Annotated in this window: 14 protein-coding genes; 10 read left to right on the forward strand and 4 right to left on the reverse strand. The window is 66.1% G+C overall.

The features are described 5' to 3' along the window. Window positions 1-95: 95 nt before the first annotated feature. Complete coding sequence (locus FDY95_RS17415; RefSeq protein WP_138079761.1) at window positions 96-551, forward strand: hypothetical protein; 456 nt, start codon at window positions 96-98, stop codon at window positions 549-551. Here FDY95_RS17415 and FDY95_RS17420 read toward each other — a convergent pair. Further along, the gene (locus FDY95_RS17420) at window positions 548-1,753 is read right to left on the reverse strand and encodes an anhydro-N-acetylmuramic acid kinase (protein WP_138079763.1); all 1,206 of its coding nucleotides are present in this window, start codon (window positions 1,751-1,753) and stop codon (window positions 548-550) included. The genes FDY95_RS17415 and FDY95_RS17420 overlap by 4 nt on opposite strands. A gap of 65 nt (window positions 1,754-1,818) precedes the next feature. Between FDY95_RS17420 and FDY95_RS17425 the strand changes: the two genes are divergently transcribed. Together FDY95_RS17425 and FDY95_RS17430 are read left to right on the forward strand one after the other, a co-directional pair. Next, window positions 1,819-2,439: a YdeI/OmpD-associated family protein gene (locus FDY95_RS17425; protein WP_138079765.1), complete on the forward strand. Its 621-nt coding sequence runs from the start codon at window positions 1,819-1,821 to the stop codon at window positions 2,437-2,439. A 222-nt stretch (window positions 2,440-2,661) separates the two neighbouring features. Next, window positions 2,662-3,522, forward strand: a complete 861-nt coding sequence (locus tag FDY95_RS17430) for an aldo/keto reductase (RefSeq protein ID WP_138079766.1) — start codon at window positions 2,662-2,664, stop codon at window positions 3,520-3,522. A 216-nt stretch (window positions 3,523-3,738) separates the two neighbouring features. Here FDY95_RS17430 and hscA read toward each other — a convergent pair whose 3' ends face one another. Then, window positions 3,739-5,601, reverse strand: coding sequence for a Fe-S protein assembly chaperone HscA (gene hscA, locus FDY95_RS17435; protein ID WP_138079767.1), 1,863 nt, complete (start codon window positions 5,599-5,601; stop codon window positions 3,739-3,741). Window positions 5,602-5,700: 99 nt separating this feature from the next. On the opposite strand from hscA, the gene FDY95_RS17440 reads away from it, so the two are divergent. The 6 genes from FDY95_RS17440 (at window position 5,701) to FDY95_RS17465 (ending at window position 14,260) form a co-directional block, all read left to right on the forward strand. Then, window positions 5,701-6,537, forward strand: coding sequence for a murein L,D-transpeptidase catalytic domain family protein (locus tag FDY95_RS17440; protein ID WP_138079768.1), 837 nt, complete (start codon window positions 5,701-5,703; stop codon window positions 6,535-6,537). Window positions 6,538-6,926: 389 nt separating this feature from the next. Beyond that, window positions 6,927-9,038, forward strand: a complete 2,112-nt coding sequence (locus FDY95_RS17445) for a DUF4331 family protein (protein WP_138079769.1) — start codon at window positions 6,927-6,929, stop codon at window positions 9,036-9,038. 143 nt (window positions 9,039-9,181) lie between these two features. Beyond that, window positions 9,182-10,519, forward strand: coding sequence for a tetratricopeptide repeat protein (locus FDY95_RS17450; protein WP_138079770.1), 1,338 nt, complete (start codon window positions 9,182-9,184; stop codon window positions 10,517-10,519). A 24-nt stretch (window positions 10,520-10,543) separates the two neighbouring features. Continuing rightward, complete coding sequence (locus FDY95_RS17455; RefSeq protein WP_138079771.1) at window positions 10,544-11,233, forward strand: HupE/UreJ family protein; 690 nt, start codon at window positions 10,544-10,546, stop codon at window positions 11,231-11,233. Window positions 11,234-11,383: 150 nt separating this feature from the next. Next, entirely contained in the window at window positions 11,384-11,779 is a 396-nt protein-coding gene (locus FDY95_RS17460; RefSeq protein WP_138079772.1) for a hypothetical protein, read from the forward strand. A gap of 168 nt (window positions 11,780-11,947) precedes the next feature. Continuing rightward, window positions 11,948-14,260 carry a TonB-dependent receptor gene (locus FDY95_RS17465; RefSeq protein ID WP_138079773.1) on the forward strand — a complete coding sequence of 771 codons (2,313 nt, stop codon included), beginning with the start codon at window positions 11,948-11,950 and terminating at the stop codon, window positions 14,258-14,260. Window positions 14,261-14,714: 454 nt separating this feature from the next. Here the strand turns inward: FDY95_RS17465 and FDY95_RS17470 are convergent, their stop codons facing one another. After that, window positions 14,715-17,090, reverse strand: coding sequence for an alpha-amylase family glycosyl hydrolase (locus tag FDY95_RS17470; RefSeq protein WP_138079774.1), 2,376 nt, complete (start codon window positions 17,088-17,090; stop codon window positions 14,715-14,717). Between the two features lie 241 nt (window positions 17,091-17,331). On the opposite strand from FDY95_RS17470, the gene FDY95_RS17475 reads away from it, so the two are divergent. Continuing rightward, a complete protein-coding gene (locus FDY95_RS17475; protein ID WP_138079775.1) occupies window positions 17,332-18,180 on the forward strand; it encodes a murein L,D-transpeptidase catalytic domain family protein in 849 nt (282 codons plus the stop codon). A gap of 85 nt (window positions 18,181-18,265) precedes the next feature. Here the strand turns inward: FDY95_RS17475 and FDY95_RS17480 are convergent, their stop codons facing one another. Beyond that, window positions 18,266-19,327: an Ldh family oxidoreductase gene (locus FDY95_RS17480; protein ID WP_138079776.1), complete on the reverse strand. Its 1,062-nt coding sequence runs from the start codon at window positions 19,325-19,327 to the stop codon at window positions 18,266-18,268. Between the last annotated feature and the right edge of the window lie 190 nt (window positions 19,328-19,517).

The following is a 19,517-nucleotide window of genomic DNA, read 5'->3' on the forward strand; positions in this document are numbered from 1 at the left end:
TCGGCCGTGGGTTTTCGAACCCGCGGCCGGTGCCGCCGATTGGCGTTTATGGCCCCAGCCGCAACTTATGGCCGCAATCGACGCGTTAGCCAATCATGTTTCGTAGAGCAACTCGATTTCGGGCCGGACGGGCCGGCGTGCTGACCCTGACCCTGGGGCTGTGCCTGACGACGTGGCCGGCCACCCCGGCGGCGGAAGCGCCTTCGCAGGTGCAGGTGGCGCGGCGCTTTCTGCTGGCCGTGCTGGCCGGGCACCGGGCGGCGGCATACCGCCTGCTGGCTCCCGAAACCCAGGCTCGTTTGTCGCCCGACGGGTTTGCCGCCGCCGCGCAGCCGCTCTACGCCGAAGGCCAGCGCCGCGGAGCCACCATCGACCTCTACAAGTTCGGCGTGCGCATCGGCGACACCGACAGCCAGCCGTTCTGCGCCTTCATGTTTCGCAGCGACACGGCGGCGACGCGGCCCGAGGTACAGCTGGACGTGACCTTCGGCAGCGACGCGGCCCGGCAGGTGCAGGGCTTCGGCCTGGTGCCATCACCGCCCGCCCGCTAGCCCGGCAGGGAAATCTTGCCCATGGTGACGGCCGGCACGCGCTGCCGTCCCTGCCCGATGGAGAGGGCCGAGCCGGCCAGCGTCTCGTTGGCCAGCACGGCGAAGAGCACGGCTTCCTTGGCATCGGGCGCGACGTCCAGGGCCTGGGTGTCGGCGAAACGGCAGTGGGGGAGGCCCTGCCGGATGGCGCCCAGCAGCGCCGGATTGTGCATACCGCCGCCGCTGACGTACACGGCCGCGCGTGGACTGCTGCCCAATGCCTGCTCGACGGCCAGCCGGATGCCCGCGGCGCTGAAGGCCGTGAGCGTAGCTAGCAGGTCGGCGGGGGAGAGGCTGGTGGAGGCGCTGCGCTGCTGGGCGGCGCGCACGTAGGCGGGGCTGAACAGCTCGGGGCCGGTGGTCTTGGGCAGCGGCGCGGCGAAGAACGGGTGGTCGAGCAAGGCGGCGAGCAGCGCGGCATCGGTGGTGCCGGCGGCGGCAAACTGCCCGTCGGGGTCGAAGCTGTGGCCGGGGTACAGCTCGCGCACGAAGGCATCGAGCAGGGTATTGCCGGGGCCCACGTCGGTGCTGAACACGAGTGCCGCGTCGCGGGAGGCGGGCAGGTAGGTGAAGTTGGCAATGCCGCCGAGGTTGAGCAGCAGTCGGTCTTCGGCCGCGCTCGAAAACAGCAGGTAGTCGCCGTAGGCAGCCAGCGGGGCACCTTCGCCGCCGGCGGCTATGTGCTTCTGGCGGAAGTCGCTGAGCGTGATGAGGCCGCTGCGCACGGCCAGGTGGTCCCCGTCGCCGATCTGCAGCGTGGCGTTGAGCGGGTATTCGGCGCGCTGGTGCTGGTGCTGCGGGGCGTGGTACACCGTCTGCCCGTGGCTGGCCACCGCGTCAACGTCGGCGGGGCGGATGCCCCAGCCTTGCAGGGCCTCGAGCACCAGCTGGCCGTGCAGCGTACCGATCCAGGCGTTGAGCAGGGTCAGCTCTTCCAGCGAGGCGGTTTCGAGGGCGAATACCCGCCGGATGCGCTGGCGCACGTCTTCCGCGTAGGGCAGGGTGATGAACTGCTCCAGGGTGAGGCGGGTGGCGGGGCCGTGGCCTTCGAAGCGGCACAGGGCCAGGTCGAGGCCATCGAGCGAGGTGCCGGACATCAGGCCGAGGATGCGGCGGGTGGGCTGCTGGGCCGCCTGACAGAGGCGGGCGAGGTGCGGGTTCATGGCGGTGAAGGTAGCGCCCCGGGCCGGCACGCTGTATCTTCCGGCGTCACCAATTACCCGCCGCTATGCCACCCAAAACTACCCTTGCCGACCTGCCCCTGGTAACTGCCGCCACCCGCGCCGAGTGGCGGCAGTGGCTGCTGGAAAATCACGAAACCGCCCCCGGCATCTGGCTGGTCTACCACAAGAAAGCCAGCGGGCAGCCCAGCATCAGCTGGTCCGAAGCCGTGGAAGAGGCACTGTGCTTCGGCTGGATCGACTCGAAGGCCGTGAGCCTCGACGCGCACCGCTACAAGCAGGTATTCACGCCGCGCAAGCCCCGCAGCGTGTGGTCGAAGATTAACAAGGCCACGCTGGAGCGGCTGCAAGCGGCTGGGCAGATGATGCCCGCTGGCCTGCGCGCCGTGGAGGTGGCCCGGCAGAACGGCTCCTGGACGGCCATCGACTCCTCGGAAAACCTGGAGGTGCCCGCCGACCTGGCCGAAGCGCTGGCCGCGAATGAAGAGGCCGGCCGCAACTTTGCTGCCCTTAGCCCTTCGCGCCGCAAGATGCTGCTGTATCGTCTGCTGGCGGCCAAGCGCCCCGAAACCCGCGCCCGACGCGTTGCCGACGTCGTGGAGGAAGCCCGGCAGACGCCGCCGAAGCCGCGCAAGGCTGCCGCGGGCGAAGAGGGAGACGGTAAATAAGTAGAACGTCATGTCGAGCATGTTGCGCATCAAGCAAGGATCGAGACATCTTGCTTGATAGTAACTCCCTCGTTGAAAAGGATTTTACTATCGACCATCAGCACGCGAGATGTCTCGACAAGCTCGACATGACGTTCTGAAAACCTATTCGTAAGCTTTTTGGCGACTGGACGGTTATACCCTGCGGCATTTGCCGACCAGCATTTCCTCATCTTCCTCATCATGGCCGACACGACCACCAACACCGTTGCCAAAACCTTCGCCCTCGGCGGCGACCTGACCATCAACCGCATGGGCTTCGGTGCCATGCGCATCACCGGGGAGGGCATCTGGGGGCCACCCAAGGACCACGACGAATCCATCCGCGTGCTCCGGCGGGCCGTGGAGCTGGGCATCAACTTCATCGATACGGCCGACAGCTACGGGCCCAACGTGTCGGAGGAGCTGATTGCCGAAGCGCTGCACCCGTACCCCGCGGGCCTCGTCATCGGCACCAAGGGCGCACTGCTGCGCACCGGGCCCAACGAGTGGCCCATCGACGCCAGCCCCAAGCACCTGGAAGAAGCTCTGCACGGCAGCCTCAAGCGCCTCAAGCAGGAGCGCATCGACCTCTACCAGCTGCACCGCATCGACCCGAACGTGCCCGCCGAAGAAAGCTTCGCCTGGCTGCAGCGCAACCAGCAGAAGGGCCTGATCCGCCACATCGGCCTCTCGGAGGTGACCGTGGAGCAGATCAAACAGGCCCAGGAGTTTTTCCCGGTGGTGTCGGTGCAGAACATGTACAGCGTGGACAACCGCAAGTGGGAAGCCGAGCTGGACTACTGCCAGCAGCACAACATTGCCTTCATCCCGTGGTACCCGCTGGCCGGCGGCAACCAGGAGGCGCTCAACAAGCTCTCCGGCATCGGCCAGCGCCTCGGCGCCAGCCCGCAGCAGGTGGCCCTGGCCTGGCTGCTGCACCGCGCCCCCAACATCCTGCTGATTCCAGGCACTTCCAAGGTGAAGCACCTCGAAGAAAACGTGAAAGCCGCCGACCTGCAGCTCTCGGCCGAGGATATGGCCGCGCTGGATCAGCTGGGGTAGGGGAAGAGGCGAAAGGAAAAATGAACGTCATGTCGAGCGAAGTCGAGACATCTCGCTGGATAGTAATTCTCTCGTTGAACAGGATTTACTATCAGACGTCAGCACGCGAGATGTCTCGGCTGTGCTCGACATGACGTTCAGGTGGAACCTACATCAACAGAAACGGCCCGACGGTACACTACCGCCGGGCCGTTTGGGCAGCCGGAAAGACCGGACCTAGATAATCTTCTTGCCCGCCATGGCCTGCTTGATGCTGATCTGCATCACCCGCTCGGCAAAGGGGCTGGTCAGCGCCTCCAGGTCGTCGAGGGCGCGGTAGATGGTGTCTTTGTCGCCGGAGGTGAGGGTGCCGCGCAGCACCTCGGCCTGCTGGCGCGTCTGGCTGATTTCTTCCTCGGTCAGGTGCTGGCCGTTGGTGTGCACGAAGCGGTCCACCTGGTAGAGCATCTGCTCGGCGGCGGTGCGGGCTTCGATGACCATGCGGGCGGCCACGTCGTCCTTGGCGTGGGTCAGCGAGTCCATCAGCATCTGCTCCACTTGCTCGTCGGTGAGGCCGTACTGGGGCTTGATTTCCACGCTCTGCTTAGTGCCGGAGCGCAGCTCGATGGCCTCGACTTTCAGAATGCCGTCGGCGTTGAGGATGAAGTTGACGTCGATTTTGGGCAGGCCGGCGGGCATGGCCGGGATGCCGCGCAGGTCGAATTCGGCCAGCTTGCGGTTTTCCTTCACCAGGTCCCGCTCGCCCTGAAACACCGAAATCTTCATGTTCACCTGCCCATCCACTGAGGTGGTGTACTGGCGCCCGGCTTTGGTCGGAATCTTGGAGTTGCGCGGAATGATCGGGTCCATCAGCCCGCCCATCGTTTCGATGCCCAGGGTGAGCGGCGTCACGTCGAGCAGCAGGATGTCGCGGCGGTTGCCGGCCAGGATGTCGGCCTGAATGGCGGCGCCGAGGGCCACCACTTCGTCGGGGTTGAGCGAGGCGTTGGCCGGCTGCCCGAAGAACTCGGACACCGAATCGTACACCAGCGGCACGCGCGTGGAGCCGCCCACCAGCAGCACCGCGTCGAGCTTGTCGGCCGTAAGCTTGGCGTCGCTCAGGGCCCGGCGGCAGCTGTCGATGGTGCGCGTCACCAGCGGGCGGATCAGCTCGTCGAATTCCTGGCGGTTCAGCGTGAGGTTGTTGGCCTGGTCGAGCTGGGCGCCGAACAGGTCGTGGTCGGAGAGGTAGCGCTTGGCCTGCTCGGCCAGCAGGCGCAGGCGCTGCTTGAGCTGCGGGCTGTCGGCCACGGCCTGCTGCAGCTCGTGGCGGTGCACCCAGTGGTTGACGATGGCGCGGTCGAAGTCGTCGCCGCCGAGGTAAGTGTCGCCGTTGGTGCTCAGCACCTCGAAAATGCCTTGGTGCAAGCTCAGGATGCTGATGTCGAAGGTGCCGCCCCCGAGGTCGTATACGGCCACGGTTTTCTCCTCGTCGGGGTTCAGGCCGATGCCGTAAGCCAGCGCGGCGGCCGTGGGCTCGTTCACGATGCGCAGCACTTCCAGCCCGGCGAGGCGGCCGGCGTCGCGGGTAGCTTGGCGCTGCGAGTCGTTGAAGTAGGCCGGTACGGTAATGACAGCCTTGTTGACGGGCGTCTTGAGCGCGTGCTCGGCGCGGGCGCGCAGTTCCTTCAGAATTTCGCTCGACAGCTCGATGGGGGAGTAGAAGCGGTCCTCCACCCGGATTTTCACCAGCCCCTCGGAGTCGTCGTCGATAACCTTGTAGCCCAGGTCGCCGGCGTGCTGGCCCAGGTCGCGGTACGACTTGCCGAGCAGGCGCTTCACCGAGTAGATGGTGCGCTCGGGGGTGGTTTCGAGGTAGTCCTTGGCGTCGTTGCCCACCAGCGGGGCCGCGCCGTCCTGCGGGAAGTGCACTACCGAGGGCACGATGGTGCCGCGGCCCTGGTCGTTGATGGCAATGGGCTGCCGCGACTCGGGGTGGATGTAGGCGACGAGGCTATTGGTGGTACCCAGGTCGATGCCGACGATGATTTCCTCCTGCTGGAGGGCGCCGGTTGACAGGTTGATGGAAACTTTGGCCATATTAAGTGCTCAGAACGCAGCCCGGTTGGGACTGCCGCGCCGGGGCGCAAAAGTACAACGGAAACCGCCGCCCGGTCGGGCCGCTTATCTTTGCCGCGTATGCGCAGCACAACAACCATCCTGGGCCTGGGGTTATGCCTGCTCGGCGCCTTGGGCGTGCTGCCCGCCTGCCAATCCTCCGATGCCGGGCAACCGGCCGGGCCCCCGAGCACCCGGATCAGCGCCCGGCCGCCCCTGGCTACTACGCAGCCGGCCCCCGCAAAGCTATTGCCGGGCTTGCCCGATTCTTTGCAGCCCGCCGTCCTGGCGCCGCTGCCCGGCCTGCCCGATTCGACGCGGGCGGAAGTGCAGCGCTTGCACGCTGCCCTGGGGCCGGAGGCGGCTACGCTGCGCCCGGCGGTGCTGGAGCGGGCCTACGCCGGCTACCAGCGCCTGCGCCGCGCCCGGCAGCTGCGCGGCCCCCGCGTGCTGGCCGTGGCCGACATGGAGCTGCCGTCCTCGGAGCCGCGCCTCTGGGTTATCGATGTGCGCAACAGCCGCCTGCTGCACCATAGCCACGTGACGCATGGGCGCGGCTCGGGCGGCCTGCGCGCCCGCCGCTTTTCCGACCGGCTGAAGTCGGCCTGCACGGCGCTGGGCTTTTACCGCACCGGCGACACCTACCGCGGAAAGCACGGCCTCTCGCGCCGCCTGCACGGCCTCGACCGGGGCCAGAACGGCCACGCCAGCAGCCGCTACGTGGTGCTGCACGCCGCCGATTACGCCAGCGCCGACTACCTGGCCCGCAACGGGCAGCTGGGCAACAGCCGGGGCTGCCCGGCCCTGCCGCCCGCGCAGTATCGGGCCATCATCAACAGCCTGGACGAGGGCAGCTGCCTGTTCATCTACGGGCCCGATGCGGCTTACGCCTCCGCGTGGCTGCCGGCAATGCCCTGATTAGCAATGCGGCCGGCTACGCTTAGGTAGTCCTGCGGGAGAACTACGGAGCCGCGTAAGGGCTTGTCGTAAATTAATACCAGTGTTTTTTTAAAATACTTCAATCTTTCTGCCGACGCGTTACGTATCTGACGCTGTAATCGAATACTAAGCCACGCTGGCTGCCGCACCGGCTGTCGTTCGACTTATTCTTCTTTTGCCTGGTGGCTACGAGTTGTAGTGCCAGCCGCGCCCATTCCTTCTTACCGCCCCACCGCCGGGGCACCCTAGCGTCGAGTCGAGCCTGCCGGTTGCCGGTGGGCAGCGCGCTCATGTTTATCCTGGAATGTGTCGTCCGGCAATGTCGCCGGGTGCATGATTCATATATCCCAACCCAAACCCCCAATCCTATGAAGAACGGTTTCCGCCCGTTATTCTTCCTGGGCTTGTCGGCAGCCGCGACGCTTGGCGTCGTGGCCTACAGCGGGCAGCAAGCCCCGCTGGAAGCCTCAAGCCACCGCGAAGCCCCGTTGATTGCCGACGACCCGCTGGCCGACAACACCGACCTCTACGCCTTCCGCTCGCCGGACGACGACTCGAAGATTACCATCATTGCCAACTACATTCCGCTGGAGCTGCCCCAGGGCGGGCCGAACTACAACACGTTCGGCGAAAACGTGCGGTACGAAATCCACATCAAGAACAAGTCGACCAGCACGGGCGACGACATCACCTACCGCTTCACGTTCACGCGCGTCAATCAGGACCCGACCACGTTCTTCAACATCCGGTTGGGGCAGCAGAACCTGAAGACCACCTACACGATGGAGCAGAGCCTCGGGGGTGGGGCCTTCACCACGCTGATTTCCAACGGCGTAGTGCCGCCGCCCAACGTGGGCCCGCGCTCCATCACGGCCGCCGCCGGTCTGAATACGACCTACAATACCCTCATGACCGGCGCCATCCAGACGTTGAGTAACGGCGGTAAGGTGTTCTGCGGCCCCGTCGACGACCCGTTCTTCGCCGATCTGGGCGGCATCTTTGATTTGGGCGGCATCCGCGCCCCCGGCCAGGCCCGCGACGGGTTGGCCCGGAAAAACACCCACGCCATTGCCCTGCAAATCCCGATTGCAGCCCTGCAGAAGGATGGCAAAACGGCCGCGCAGGCCGCTAACATCCTCGATCCGGACTTCGTTATCGGCGTGTGGGCCTCGGCCAGCCGCCCGGCCCTGCGCACCCTGAACGCCGACGGCACGCAGACGCACACCGGCTCGTACGTGCAGGTGTCGCGCATCGGCATGCCGCTGCTGAACGAGGTGGTGAACCCCATCGGTGCCAAAGACGCCTGGAACGCCAAGACGCCCTACGCCGAAGCCACCGTCACCGACGACTACCTCTCCAACCCGGAGTTGGGCTTGTACATGGCTGAGGGCACTGCCAACGGCCAGACCTACTACGGCAGCTCGGTGCTCGGCTTAGCCGCATTGCGCATTCAGTCGGCTTCGCTAGCCGGTAGCCCTGGCCTGCCCGCCGCCGGCTTCGACTTCCGCAACGGCGCCGCCGGCCTCTCAGGTCTGGCCGGCAACTCGGCCCTGGCTGGTACGGCGTTGGCAGCCAATGCCTACGGCCCCTACCTGCTGCGCGCCGGAAAGCCCCGCTCGGTGGATATTCTGCCCATCTTCCACACCGGCGTGCCGAACGCCATTCCGTACCAGCTGGCTACCGGCAAAACGCCCCGCAACCCGCTCACGGCCGGCAAGCCTTTCATCAACAACTTCCTGCTGGCCAACGCCACGGCGGCTAACCCCGGCGGCGACATGCTGCGCTTGAACATGGCCGTGCCCGTAACGCCGCGCAACTCGGCTGACTTCAGCTCGGAGGGTCTGCTGCAGGCCGCCGTGCTCGGTCTGACGGACGCGCGCTATAACGCCAACGCCACGCTGCAAGCCATTCCGAACATGGACGGCTTCCCGAACGGCCGCCGCCTGGAAGACGACGTGACCCGCATCGAGCTGCAAGCCGTGGGTGGGGCCGTACTGGCCGCCATCGGCCTGTTCTACGACGACTACACCGCTACGTCGACCAACCCGCTGACGCCGCGCCTGCTGGGCGTAGTCGGCTTCAACGCCGGCATCACGGCCAACGACACCACGCTGAAAGCGGCCTTCCCCTACGTACAGACGCCCTGGAGCGGCACCAAGGCCCAGCAGACGGCCCTCTCGCAGCGCAGCAGCAACCTGAACATGCAGCCCCAGTTGATGTCGGCGCAGGTGTACCCGAATCCCTTCGGCGCCAGCACCACCATCCGCTACGAAACGGCCGTGAAAATGCCCGTAACCATCGTTATCATGGACCTGATGGGCCGCGTGGTGGCCACGCCCATGCGCAACAAGACGGAAGCCCCCGGCGTGCATGAGTTCCGCTGGGATGCCGGCCGTCTGGCCGCAGGCGAATACATTGCCACCATCCGCACCGGCAATACCACGCTGCAGTCGGTACACATTCTGCACCGCGGCGAATAGCCTAAGGTGAACTACGGTGGGGCGGCCCGGCGCCGCCCCACCCGCGGCGGCCCCCGGCTGCGTCGTCAGTTGCCGCTGACGACGCGGCCGAGGGCACCAGCCGTAGCTGAATTGCCCCTCTCAACTCCCCGTTTCCCTCTTCTATGTCTCTACCTCGACGCATACTATACGCCTTGCTGCTGGTGGGTTTCGCCGTATCGGTGGCGGCGGTATTGCTGGCCCGTAAGGAGGCGCCCGTGCCGCAGCTCAAGGAGCGCCGCGGCGCCCTGGCCGTGGGCGGCGAGTGGCTGAACACCAAGCAGGCCGTAGCGGGCCTGCAGGAGAAGCTGCGCCGCAACCCCGATGATTACGAAGCGCGCCTGCAGCTGGCCCAGGCCTACGTGCAGGAAAGCCGCGTGACCGGCGACCATACCTACTACGACGCCGCCGCGCTCAAGCTGGTGGACGAGGTGCTGCTCAAGCGCCCCGACGATTTTGAGGCGCTGTGCACCAAGGCTGTCATTAGCCTCTCGCAGCACCACTTCGGGCAGGGGCTGACGCTGGCCGAGCGCGCCGCCGAGCTGAATCCCTACAACGGCTTCGTGCAGGGCCTGCTCTGCGACGCGCACGTGGAGCTGGGGCATTACCCCGAAGCCATCAAGGCCGCCGACCGCATGAACGAGCTGCGCCCCGACCTGCGCGCCTACTCCCGCGTGTCGTACCTGCGCGAAATTCACGGCGACGTGAATGGCGCCAAAGAAGCCATGGACCTGGCCGTGCGCGCCGGCGTGACCGGGCTGGAACAAACCGAGTGGTGCCGGGTGATGCTCGGCCGCCTCTACGAAAACTCCGGGCAGCTGGCCCCGGCCGAAGCCGCTTACCGGCAGGCCCTGCAGACGCGCCCCGGCTACGCCTACGCCCAGGCCGGGCTGGCCCGCGTGGCCCGCACCCGCGGCGACTACCACACCGCCATCCGGCTGCTCAAGCAGGCCCGTGCCCAGGTGCGCGACTTCGCCTTCGACGACGAGCTGACCGACCTGTACCGCCTCAACAACCAGCCCACGCAGGCGGATGCTTCGGCGCAGAACGTCATCAAGCAGCTGCAGGCCCACGCCAACACCAACGACCAGGAAGACGGCCAGGGCCACTACACCGACCGGGAGCTGGCCTACGCCTACCTGAAAGCCGGCGACCTGGACCAGGCCCTTAAGCACGCCCAAACCGAGTACGAGCGGCGCCCGGCCAACATCGACGTGTGCGAAACCATGGCCTGGGTGCACTACAAGCGCAACGAGTACGCCGAAGCCCGCAAGTACATGACGCAGGCCCTGCGCACCAACTGCCGCAACCCCCAGCTGCTCTATCGCGCCGGCTGCATTGCCCTGCGCAACGGCGAAGTGGCCCAGGGCGAATCGTGGCTGCGGCAGGCCCGCGAGCAGAACCCCAATTTCAAGCCCGACCCGACCGACCCCACGCCGGCCCTGCTGGTGGCCCGCCGCTAGTCGGCTTCGCTTTTCCAGGCTGCGATGAAACCGCTTTTTCCGCCCCGCGCCGGTGCGCTGCTGGTGCTGCTGCTCTTACCGCTGTGGGCCGGGGCGCACCCGTTCAGCAACGTCGACATCAGCAGCCTCTCGCGGCCCCAGGCCGTGTGGGGCTACCTGCAGCTGGGCTTTCAGCATATCATTCCCCTCTCGGCCGACATGACCTGGGGGCTCGACCACATCCTGTTCATCGTGAGCCTGTTCGTGCTCGAGCCGCGCCTGAAGCCGGTGCTGCTGCAGGCCACGGCCTTCACGGTGGCCCACAGCATCACACTGGGTCTGGCCGCCGCCGGGCTGATTTCGGTGGCCCCGAGCGTGGTGGAGCCGCTCATTGCGCTGTCCATCCTCTTCGTGGCCCTCGAAAACCTGATTACCGACCGACTGCGGCCCTGGCGGCTGGCGGTGGTGTTCGGCTTCGGACTGCTGCACGGGCTGGGCTTTGCCGGCATTCTGCGCGACATCGGCCTACCCCGCCACCTCTTCTACGAAGCCCTCGTGAGCTTCAACGTGGGTGTGGAGCTGGGCCAGGTCAGCATCATCCTGCTCTGCTGGCTGATTATCGGCTGGTGGACGGCCCCGAAACCCTGGTACAAGCAGCGCGTGCTCATGCCCATGTCGGTATGCATTGCGCTGGTAGCCGCCTGGTGGACGGTCGAGCGGGTGTTCTTTGTCTGACACCGCGCGGGCCTGGTTCGATTGTTCCAGAGCCTCGTCTGCTTGATTTCCTGCGCCGGTTTTCCGGCCGCTTCTGCACCCCTGAATGGCTGCTGGCACCAGCGCAACCAGCCATTTAGCCATTCAACAATTTAACAGTTCAACGACCTCATGCGTCAGGCCTTCATCGTGCTGCTGCTGTGCAACTACCTGCTGGTAGTGGCTTGCGGCTGCGTGGGCCGGCGCACCGACGACTGGGAGCGGTACCGGCCCAAGCGGGCCTACGTGCACAGCTCCACCTGCCAGCGCGACAACGCGCTGCGCCTCGACTGCTTCGACCGCTGCAACGGCGACCAGCACCGCTGGACGCCCCGGCAGCCCGGCGAAGATATCTGGCACCACATTGCGGCTCAAGTGAACGGCACGGACGTGCACTTGCTGGCGGAAACAGCACTGCTGCCGCCGCGCCCCGCCCTGCGCCAGCCCCGGCCCGCCTTCCCGAGGTGGACGCCCGCGCTGGCCCTGGGTTTGTTGGCTGAGCCCGACGCCCCGCCCCGACGCGCCTAAGACCACCTGACCACCGCTCGGCCGACGTGCCCGCCGTGGTCGGTTTCCGGCCTGAGCCCGCCGCGCATCTGTCGCGTCGACTTGGGCACCCGTCTTATTCTCGTCATCCGACGTCCTGCCGGCCGCCGCGCTTTCCGCGGGCCGGTTTGGCGTCACCGCTTTGCCGCTATGCCCTTACTGCTACGCTCCGGCCGCTTGGCCCGGCAGCTAAGCCTGCTGTTGTCTTTCCTATCGGTTTTCCTGGTCTCGGCCACTACGGCGACGGCCCAATTGGTAGCTGCTCTGCGCGGCTCGGTGCTCGATTCGGCCTCGCACCGCCCGCTGCCGGGCGTGACGGTGCGCCTCGACGGCCGCCCTACCGACGGCGCCACCACCGACGCCCTGGGCCGCTTCCGCCTGGGCGGCCTGCCCGCCGGCACCTACCAGGTGCACGTATCGGCGCTGGGCTACCGCAGTCAGCACACTGCGCTGACCGTGGGCAGTGCCGCGCCCGAGCCGCTGACGGTGGCCCTGGTGCCCACCGCCCTGCAGCTGGCCGAAGTAACCGTGGCCCAGCCCCGCGACCTGAACCAGAGCGTGGCGGCCATCAGCGGCATCGACCGGCAGCTGCGGCCCGTCAATTCGGCCCAGGACCTGCTGCGGCTGGTGCCGGGCCTCTTCATTGCCCAGCACGCGGGTGGGGGCAAGGCCGAGCAGATTTACCTGCGCGGCTTCGACTGTGACCACGGCACCGACTTCAACGTGAGTATCGACGGGATGCCGGTGAACATGGTGTCGCACGCACACGGGCAGGGCTACGCTGATTTTCACTTCGTGATTCCCGAAGTAGTAGAGCAGCTGCGCGTATACAAGGGCCCGTACTCGGCCCGTTTCGGCGATTTTGCCACGGCCGGCGCGGGCGAATTCACCACCAAGACCAGCTTGGAGCAAAGCCAGGTGAAGCTGGAAGTCGGCCGCTTCGACACGCGCCGGGCGGTGCTGCTGCTGGATTTGCTGGGCAAAAACGGCCACCTGTTCAGCCAGCGCGGGCGCGAAAGCGCCTACCTGGCCGCCGAGTACAATTTCACCAACGCCTACTTCGAGCAGAAGCAGCACTTCAACCGTTTCAACGGTCTGCTGAAGTACACCGGGCAGCTCTCGGAGCGCACCACGCTGGCGGTGAGCGGCTGGCACTTCAGCTCCCGCTGGGACGCTTCGGGCCAGGTGCCGGAGCGCGCCATCCGGGAGGGCCTGATTACCCGTTTCGGCTCCATCGACCCCACCGAGGGCGGCAACACGGCCCGCACCAACGCCAACGTGCAGCTCACGGTGGATTTGCCCCACGACGCGGTGCTCACCCAGCAGGCGTACTACTCGCGCTACGGCTTCAACCTGTACTCCAACTTCACCTTCTTCCGCGACAACCCCGTGAACGGGGACCAGATCCGGCAGAACGAAGCCCGCCACCTCGCCGGCTACCGCGGCACCTACGAGCGGGGCTTTGCCGTGGGCAGTCGTACCCTGCGCACCACGCTCGGCGTCGGCACCCGCTTCGACGACGTGGACCTGGCCCTGCGCCACGCCGTGCGCCGCGCCGTCACCGATACGCTGGTCAGCGGCCGGGTGCAGGAGCAGAGCTACTTCACCTGGCTCGACGCCACGCTGCCGTTGTCGGACCGCCTCACGCTGAATGCCGCCGCCCGCCTCGACTACTTCCGGTTCCGCTTCCGCGAAGACCGGTTTGATTCCCTCTCCGGCCGGGCCAGCAAGGCCCGCGTCAGCCCCAAGCTGAACCTGTACTACCAGCTCAGCCCGGCCGTGCAGCTGTTTGCCCGCTCCGGCTTCGGCTTCCACTCGAATGACGCCCGCTCGGTGGTGCTGAACCGCGCCGGCGCCCTGCCCCGCGCCATCGGCTATGAGGTTGGCTCCAACTTCAAGCCGGTGCCCGAGCTGGTGGTGAACCTGGCCGTGTGGGCCCTGCATCTGCAGGACGAGCTGATTTACGTGGGCGATGAGGCCGTGGTGGAAAGCGCCGGCCGCACCCGCCGCCTGGGCCTCGACCTGGCCGTGCGCTACCAGCTCACGCCCGCCCTCTTCGCCGACGTGGACTTCAACCTGAACCGCGGCCGCTCGGTGGACGACCCCCGGGGCCAGAACTACATTCCGCTGGCGCCCAGCCTCACCAGCATCGGCGGGCTGACGTGGAAGCGCCCCGGCGGCTTCAGCGCCAGCTTGCGCTACCGCCACGTCGACAGCCGCCCGGCCAACGAGGACAACTCGGTGCGCGCCCGCGGCTACACCATCGTCGATGCCCTGGCCAACTACACCCACCGGCGCTACCAACTGGGCCTGACCATCGAAAACCTGCTGAACGTGGACTGGAACGAGGCCCAGTTCGACACCGAAAGCCAGCTGCGCGGCGAGGCGGCGCCCGTGTCGGAGCTGCACTTCACGCCCGGTACCCCGTTTTTCGCCAAGCTGACGGGCAGCTTCTTCTTCTAGGGTGTGTGGACAGTAAGCAAAAAGAACGTCATGCTGAGCTTGTCGAAGCATCTCTACCGCTTCGTTGCATCGTGCGGTAGAGATGCTTCGACAAGCTCAGCATGACGACCTGGAAAGCATCAGAATACCTCTTTTAATTACTGTCCACAGACTCTAGAACAGCAGCCCGTCATCCTGAGCGCAGCGAAGGAACTTCCTCGCACCCTGCACCGTCGCTGGCTACGAAGTACCAACGTTTTTTCAGTAACACCGAAGCGCAGCCACCGCGGCCCGGACGATTGGGCGTTGGTGGCTGCGCTTTTCGGTTGGTGCAGGGTTGGAGGAAGGTCCTTGACTACGTCGACCTGCGGTTCGGCTGCGCCTCAGGATGACGTTCTAATAATCGGGTGCCATTTAAGCAAAAAGCCGCTCCCGGATTCCGGAAGCGGCTTTTTTGCCTTCAATCAGTCTGCGGTTACTTCACCACCAGCTTGCGCGTGAGGTGCAGCTCGGGCACGCTCACCGTGTACACGCCGGCGGGCAGCTGCTTGTTCGGCTGCAGGCGCGTGGTCGTCGAGCCGGGGTAGAGCTTGATGACTTCCTCGTGCACGCGGCGGCCGGTCAGATCATGCAGCTGCAGGGTCACCGTCTGCTCCTCGGGCGCCACCAGCGTCAGCTCGATGCGGTCGGCGGCGGTGGGGTTGGGGTACAGCTGCAGGTCCGCCGCCACAGCCAGCTTGGCATCCGTGGCGGCCGTCACGGTGCTGTTGCGGCCAGCCGTGGCGGTGTTCACGACGGTCGGGGCCGTGTAGGTTACCTTCAGGAAGGCTTTCTGCGCGGGGTTGGCGGTGCTGTTCTGGCGGGCTTTCAGGGTAATCCAGCCGTCGGCTGTGGGCGTGTAGGAGCCCGTGAGCGTGCCGGTGCCGGTAGCGCTGCTTACCTGCGTGCCGCTGGCGTTAAACAGCGCCATTACCAACGAGCGGGTGCCATCCGAGGGAAACAGGTTATAGCTCACCGTCTTGTTGGCGCCCACGTAGATGCGGCCAGCCGTGCGCCAGGCCGTTGAGGCGGCTGGCAGCTGCCCGCCCTGGCCCAGGGAGCGGCTGTCCCGGTCGCCCAGGTCGTCGGCCAGTTCCCATTCCTGGGTGGTCGTCATGGCGGCGCGCACGTAGTTGGTGCCGATGTTCACCGGGGCCCACACCGAGTAGCCGCGGCGGCCGCCGGTGGCCGTGCCGTTGCAGGGCGGCGTGTTGATGCTCACCGTCTGCGAGCCGCTCACCGTGACGGTGGCCGTGCCGTTGGCGCCGGAGTAGTCCTTGAGCACCGTGCCCGGGGCAAAGTCGCACGACACGGTGTTGTTCTGCCAGGCGGAGAAGTTGTCGTTGATGCCGATGATGGCCTTGGTGCTGCGCTCGATGACGAGGTGGTCGGCGGCCTGGTAGCGCACTTTGTAAGCGCCGTCCTTGAAGCGCAGGTTTTGGTGGCACCAGATCAGGTTTTCCAGGTCCGAGCGCGTGGGCAGGTCGGTGGTGCTGGTGGGCTTGTGCGAGAACCGCTTGCCGGTGTTGCCCACGTTGAAGAGGTCCTCGAAGAAGATTTGCGGCGAACCGTCGAGGGCCAGCGCGGCGGCGTAGGTGGCCGACAGGCGCGGGTCGAACGGGTCGATGTGCGGGGCCAGCTCCGAGCCGGTGTTCCAGCCGGTGTAGTTGCCGGTGCTGCCAGTCTGGGGCCGGAAGGTGTCGTGGTTGTTCACGAAGGGCACCGTGCGGTGCACGTACTGCCCGTTGGTGAGCACCACCCGCGTGCCCTGCTGGTAGCTGGGCAAGGAGCCCAGGTCGAAGTTGCCGCCGCCGCTGACGATGCTGTAGAGGCCGTTGCGCAGCGAAAAGTCGAAGGTGCCCGCGCGGTTCTGCACGTTGGTGCACCACTGGTCGAGCTGGCTGCCGCCGCCTACCCATTCGCCCACGGCGTACATGCCCGCGCCGCCCGAGGCCCAGCCGGCGTTGCTCTGCAGGTTGTAAAGAAAATCCTCGGTGGCGAAGTCCGGGAAGTGCTTCACCGCGTCGAGGCGCACCCCGTCGAAACCCTCCTGCTTTTTGTACCAGATCAGCCAGTTGCGGGCCTGCGTCCGCATATAATCGGCCGTTTGGGCGGGGTTGTACGTGGCATTGGAGCTGCTGCCGTATGAGCCGGAATAATAGCTCACATCGGGCCCGAAATACACCGCGTTCCAGTCGCCGGAAGTAGAATTATTGCCGGGGTTGGGATTGAAATTCTGCCAGTTTTTGGGCCAGCGGCCCGAGCGCGCAAGGTAGTTGCCCGCGTCCTCCGCCGAGGCCGGCGTGTTGTAGGAAACGTAGCGGAAGTTTTTGTACTTACTCGTGCTGTAGTCTTCCCAAGCGGCCGGGTCCTGCCCGCCCGCGCCCGACTGCGAGCCGGCCCCGTCGACGTGGTTCAGCACCACGTCCTGCACCACTTCGATGCCGTTGGCGTGGAGCACCGCCACCATGCGCAGCAGCTCATCCTTGGTGCCCAGGCGCGTGCCCACGAAACCTTTCTGGTATTTGTCGCCGAGGTCGTAGTGGTCGAACGGGGAATAGCCGTTGCCCTGGTTGCCGTTTTTGATGCTCGGCGGAATCCAGACCGCGTCGACGCCCATAGCCTTAAGGCGGGGCGCCAGCTCGGCCAGGTAGTTAGCCCAGCCGTTGGGGTAGTTGGAGTTCCAGTAGTCCCACCAGAAGCCCTGGAGGACGACTTTGGATTGTGCCTGTGCGGCAGGGCCCATCAGAAGGGCCACGCCGACTGCGGCCAGCGCCCCCAAGCGGGACGCGGTGCGCCAGATTTTCAGCATGAGTAAAGGTTGGGAATGCGGTAAGGGAAAAGGGACAGAACCGGGATGCGTGCACGCAAACCGGGGCGGTAAGTTGCGGAATATTTTTAGGTTCCCCAATCGTTTGCGCAGGTTTTTCCGCTCCGGGGAATCATCCGCCGCCCCGGTTCGTTGAGAATATCAATTGCAGCCTATATCGGGGCCGCATCGTATAGAGCCTAAGCGGGCCGCAAGGCCCTGTAGCCCAAACGAAACCACTCCGATGGAAAAGCATAATAGCGTCGTTCACCGCCTCCGCCTGAAAGTCAAAGCGCGTCGTCTGGCCCGCCGGGCGCTGCCGTTCGTGGCTTCTCTGTTTCTGGCCACGCCACTGGCCGGGCCGGTGCGCACCACGCAGGCGCACGGGCACCAGCTGCCGGTGGCGCTCAGCCGCCCGGCTGCGCCCTCGCCCGTTACGCTGCTCACCCAAGGCACCCGCCAGCTCTACGACGAGATGAACCTGCAGGCTCAGGGGCTGAGCTTCGACGTGTTCGAGAAGGCCTACACGGGCTACTTGAACCTGCGCGCCGAAGACAAGCTCGACCCCAACCGCGAGCTGCTGGCCGTGGCCGATTTCGACCTGCCTTCCACCGAAAAGCGCCTGTGGGTGCTCGATCTGGGCAAGAAGGAAGTGCTGTTCCACACGCTGGTGGCCCACGGCCACAATTCCGGCGAGAACGTGGCCACCAACTTCTCAAACCAGAACGAGTCGAACATGAGCAGTCTGGGCTTCTACGTGACCGATGCCGAGTACGTGGGCAAGCACGGCCGCTCCCTGAAGCTTGACGGCCAGGATTTGGGCTTCAACGACAACGCCCGCGAGCGGGCCGTGGTGATGCACGGCGCCGACTACGTGAGCGAGGATTTCATCAAGCAGAACGGCCGCCTGGGCCGCAGCCTCGGCTGCCCGGCCCTGCCCATGGACCAGTACGCCCAGATTATCGATACGCTGGGCAAGGGCGCCTGCCTGTTCCTGAACGGCAACGACCCCAACTACCAGTCGCAGTACCTCGATACCGACGAAGCGGCCCGCGTGTACGCCACGGTGGCCAGCGGCGGCCAAACGGTGTAGTAAATCAGTGCCCTCGAAAAACGACGAAAGCCGGCGGATATCCGCCGGCTTTCGTCGTTTTTCGGGTAAATCAGGGGCGGCGCAGCTACAGCGTCACGCCAAACTTCTGCCCGACGGTCTGCAGGTCGTCCACCACTTTCTGCAGCAGCGGAATGCCGTGGGTGAGGCGCTCCTCCGTCATGCGGCGCTCCGGGTCGCCGGGGATGAGCACCTGCTGCCCGGACACGGCCTTAGCATGGCGGAAGGTTTCGATCCACTTGTCCATGTGGGCCTTGAACTCGGCGGCGGGGCGGAAGGCGTCCACGCGCATCACGCCGAAGAAGTGGCCTATGCCCTGGCCCACCGGGTCGGCGGGGGGCTGCAGGAAAGCCACGAACGGGGGCACCCAGGGGCCATAGTTGGCACCCGACAGCACGGCGGAGAGGATATCGACGGTGGCGCCGAGGCCGTAGCCCTTATGGCTGCCGGTTTCGCCGCCCAGCGGCACCAGCGCGCCGCCGTTGCGGGTTTCGGTGGGGTTGCTGCTGGGCTGGCCGTCTTTGTCCTGAATCCAGCCGGCGGGGGCGGGTAAGCCCTTGCGCTCCAGGATTTCCATCTTGCCCTGGGCGGCCGTGGTGGTGGCCATGTCGAGCACGAAGGGCGGCTGCTCCCCGGCCGGAATGGCGACGGAAATCGGGTTGGTGCCCAGCAGCCTTTCCAACGAATACGTGGGCGCCACCAGCGGCGAGGCATTGGTGAGGGCAATGCCAATCATGTCGTGGGGCAGGGCCAGCATGGCGTGGTAGCCGGCAATGCCGAAGTGGTTGGAGTTGCGCACGGCCACCCAGCCCGTGCCCGCCACCCGCGCCTTTTCGATGGCCAGCCGCATGGCGTGCGGGGCCACCACCAGCCCCAGGCCGGCGTCGCCGTCGACCACGGCCGTGCTCGGCGTTTCGTGCACCACGCCGATGCGCGGGGCCGCGTTGATGCGCTGGGCTTCCCAGAGGCGCACGTAGCCGCTGAGCCGCGCCACGCCGTGCGAGTCGACGCCGCGCAAATCGGCGGACAGCAGGGTTTCGGTGGCCTGGCGGGCGTCCTCGGCGGGGCAGCCCATGGCGCGAAATACGCCCTCGGCAAAATCAAACAGACGCTGGTACTCGAAAGTCAAGGGGGCAGCAGGTAAAGGTGGAAGGGTAGGAGGGCCGCGCCAGCCCGAACAGCCAGCGGCACTCATGCCACAATTCGGAAAGCGCAAAAATGGTTGTCAGATGCCATTCCGCATTTCGGAACGGGCAAAAATGCCTGTCGGACCCCGTTCCGCATTCCGGAACGACCAAAAACGGTTGTCAGACCCCATT

This window comes from Hymenobacter jeollabukensis (assembly GCF_005771675.1).
GTDB lineage: Bacteria > Bacteroidota > Bacteroidia > Cytophagales > Hymenobacteraceae > Solirubrum > Solirubrum jeollabukense.

Bases quoted from the DNA above. Each gene is read 5' to 3' on its own strand.
- FDY95_RS17455 (WP_138079771.1), top strand. From the start codon at position 10,544: ATGAAACCGCTTTTTCCGCCCCGCGCCGGTGCGCTGCTGGTGCTGCTG.
- FDY95_RS17420 (WP_138079763.1), bottom strand. From the start codon at position 1,753: ATGAACCCGCACCTCGCCCGCCTCTGTCAGGCGGCCCAGCAGCCCACC.
- FDY95_RS17470 (WP_138079774.1), bottom strand. From the start codon at position 17,090: ATGCTGAAAATCTGGCGCACCGCGTCCCGCTTGGGGGCGCTGGCCGCA.
- FDY95_RS17465 (WP_138079773.1), top strand. From the start codon at position 11,948: ATGCCCTTACTGCTACGCTCCGGCCGCTTGGCCCGGCAGCTAAGCCTG.
- FDY95_RS17445 (WP_138079769.1), top strand. From the start codon at position 6,927: ATGAAGAACGGTTTCCGCCCGTTATTCTTCCTGGGCTTGTCGGCAGCC.
- hscA (WP_138079767.1), bottom strand. From the start codon at position 5,601: ATGGCCAAAGTTTCCATCAACCTGTCAACCGGCGCCCTCCAGCAGGAG.
- FDY95_RS17475 (WP_138079775.1), top strand. From the start codon at position 17,332: ATGGAAAAGCATAATAGCGTCGTTCACCGCCTCCGCCTGAAAGTCAAA.
- FDY95_RS17425 (WP_138079765.1), top strand. From the start codon at position 1,819: ATGCCACCCAAAACTACCCTTGCCGACCTGCCCCTGGTAACTGCCGCC.
- FDY95_RS17450 (WP_138079770.1), top strand. From the start codon at position 9,182: ATGTCTCTACCTCGACGCATACTATACGCCTTGCTGCTGGTGGGTTTC.
- FDY95_RS17460 (WP_138079772.1), top strand. From the start codon at position 11,384: ATGCGTCAGGCCTTCATCGTGCTGCTGCTGTGCAACTACCTGCTGGTA.
- FDY95_RS17415 (WP_138079761.1), top strand. From the start codon at position 96: ATGTTTCGTAGAGCAACTCGATTTCGGGCCGGACGGGCCGGCGTGCTG.
- FDY95_RS17430 (WP_138079766.1), top strand. From the start codon at position 2,662: ATGGCCGACACGACCACCAACACCGTTGCCAAAACCTTCGCCCTCGGC.
- FDY95_RS17440 (WP_138079768.1), top strand. From the start codon at position 5,701: ATGCGCAGCACAACAACCATCCTGGGCCTGGGGTTATGCCTGCTCGGC.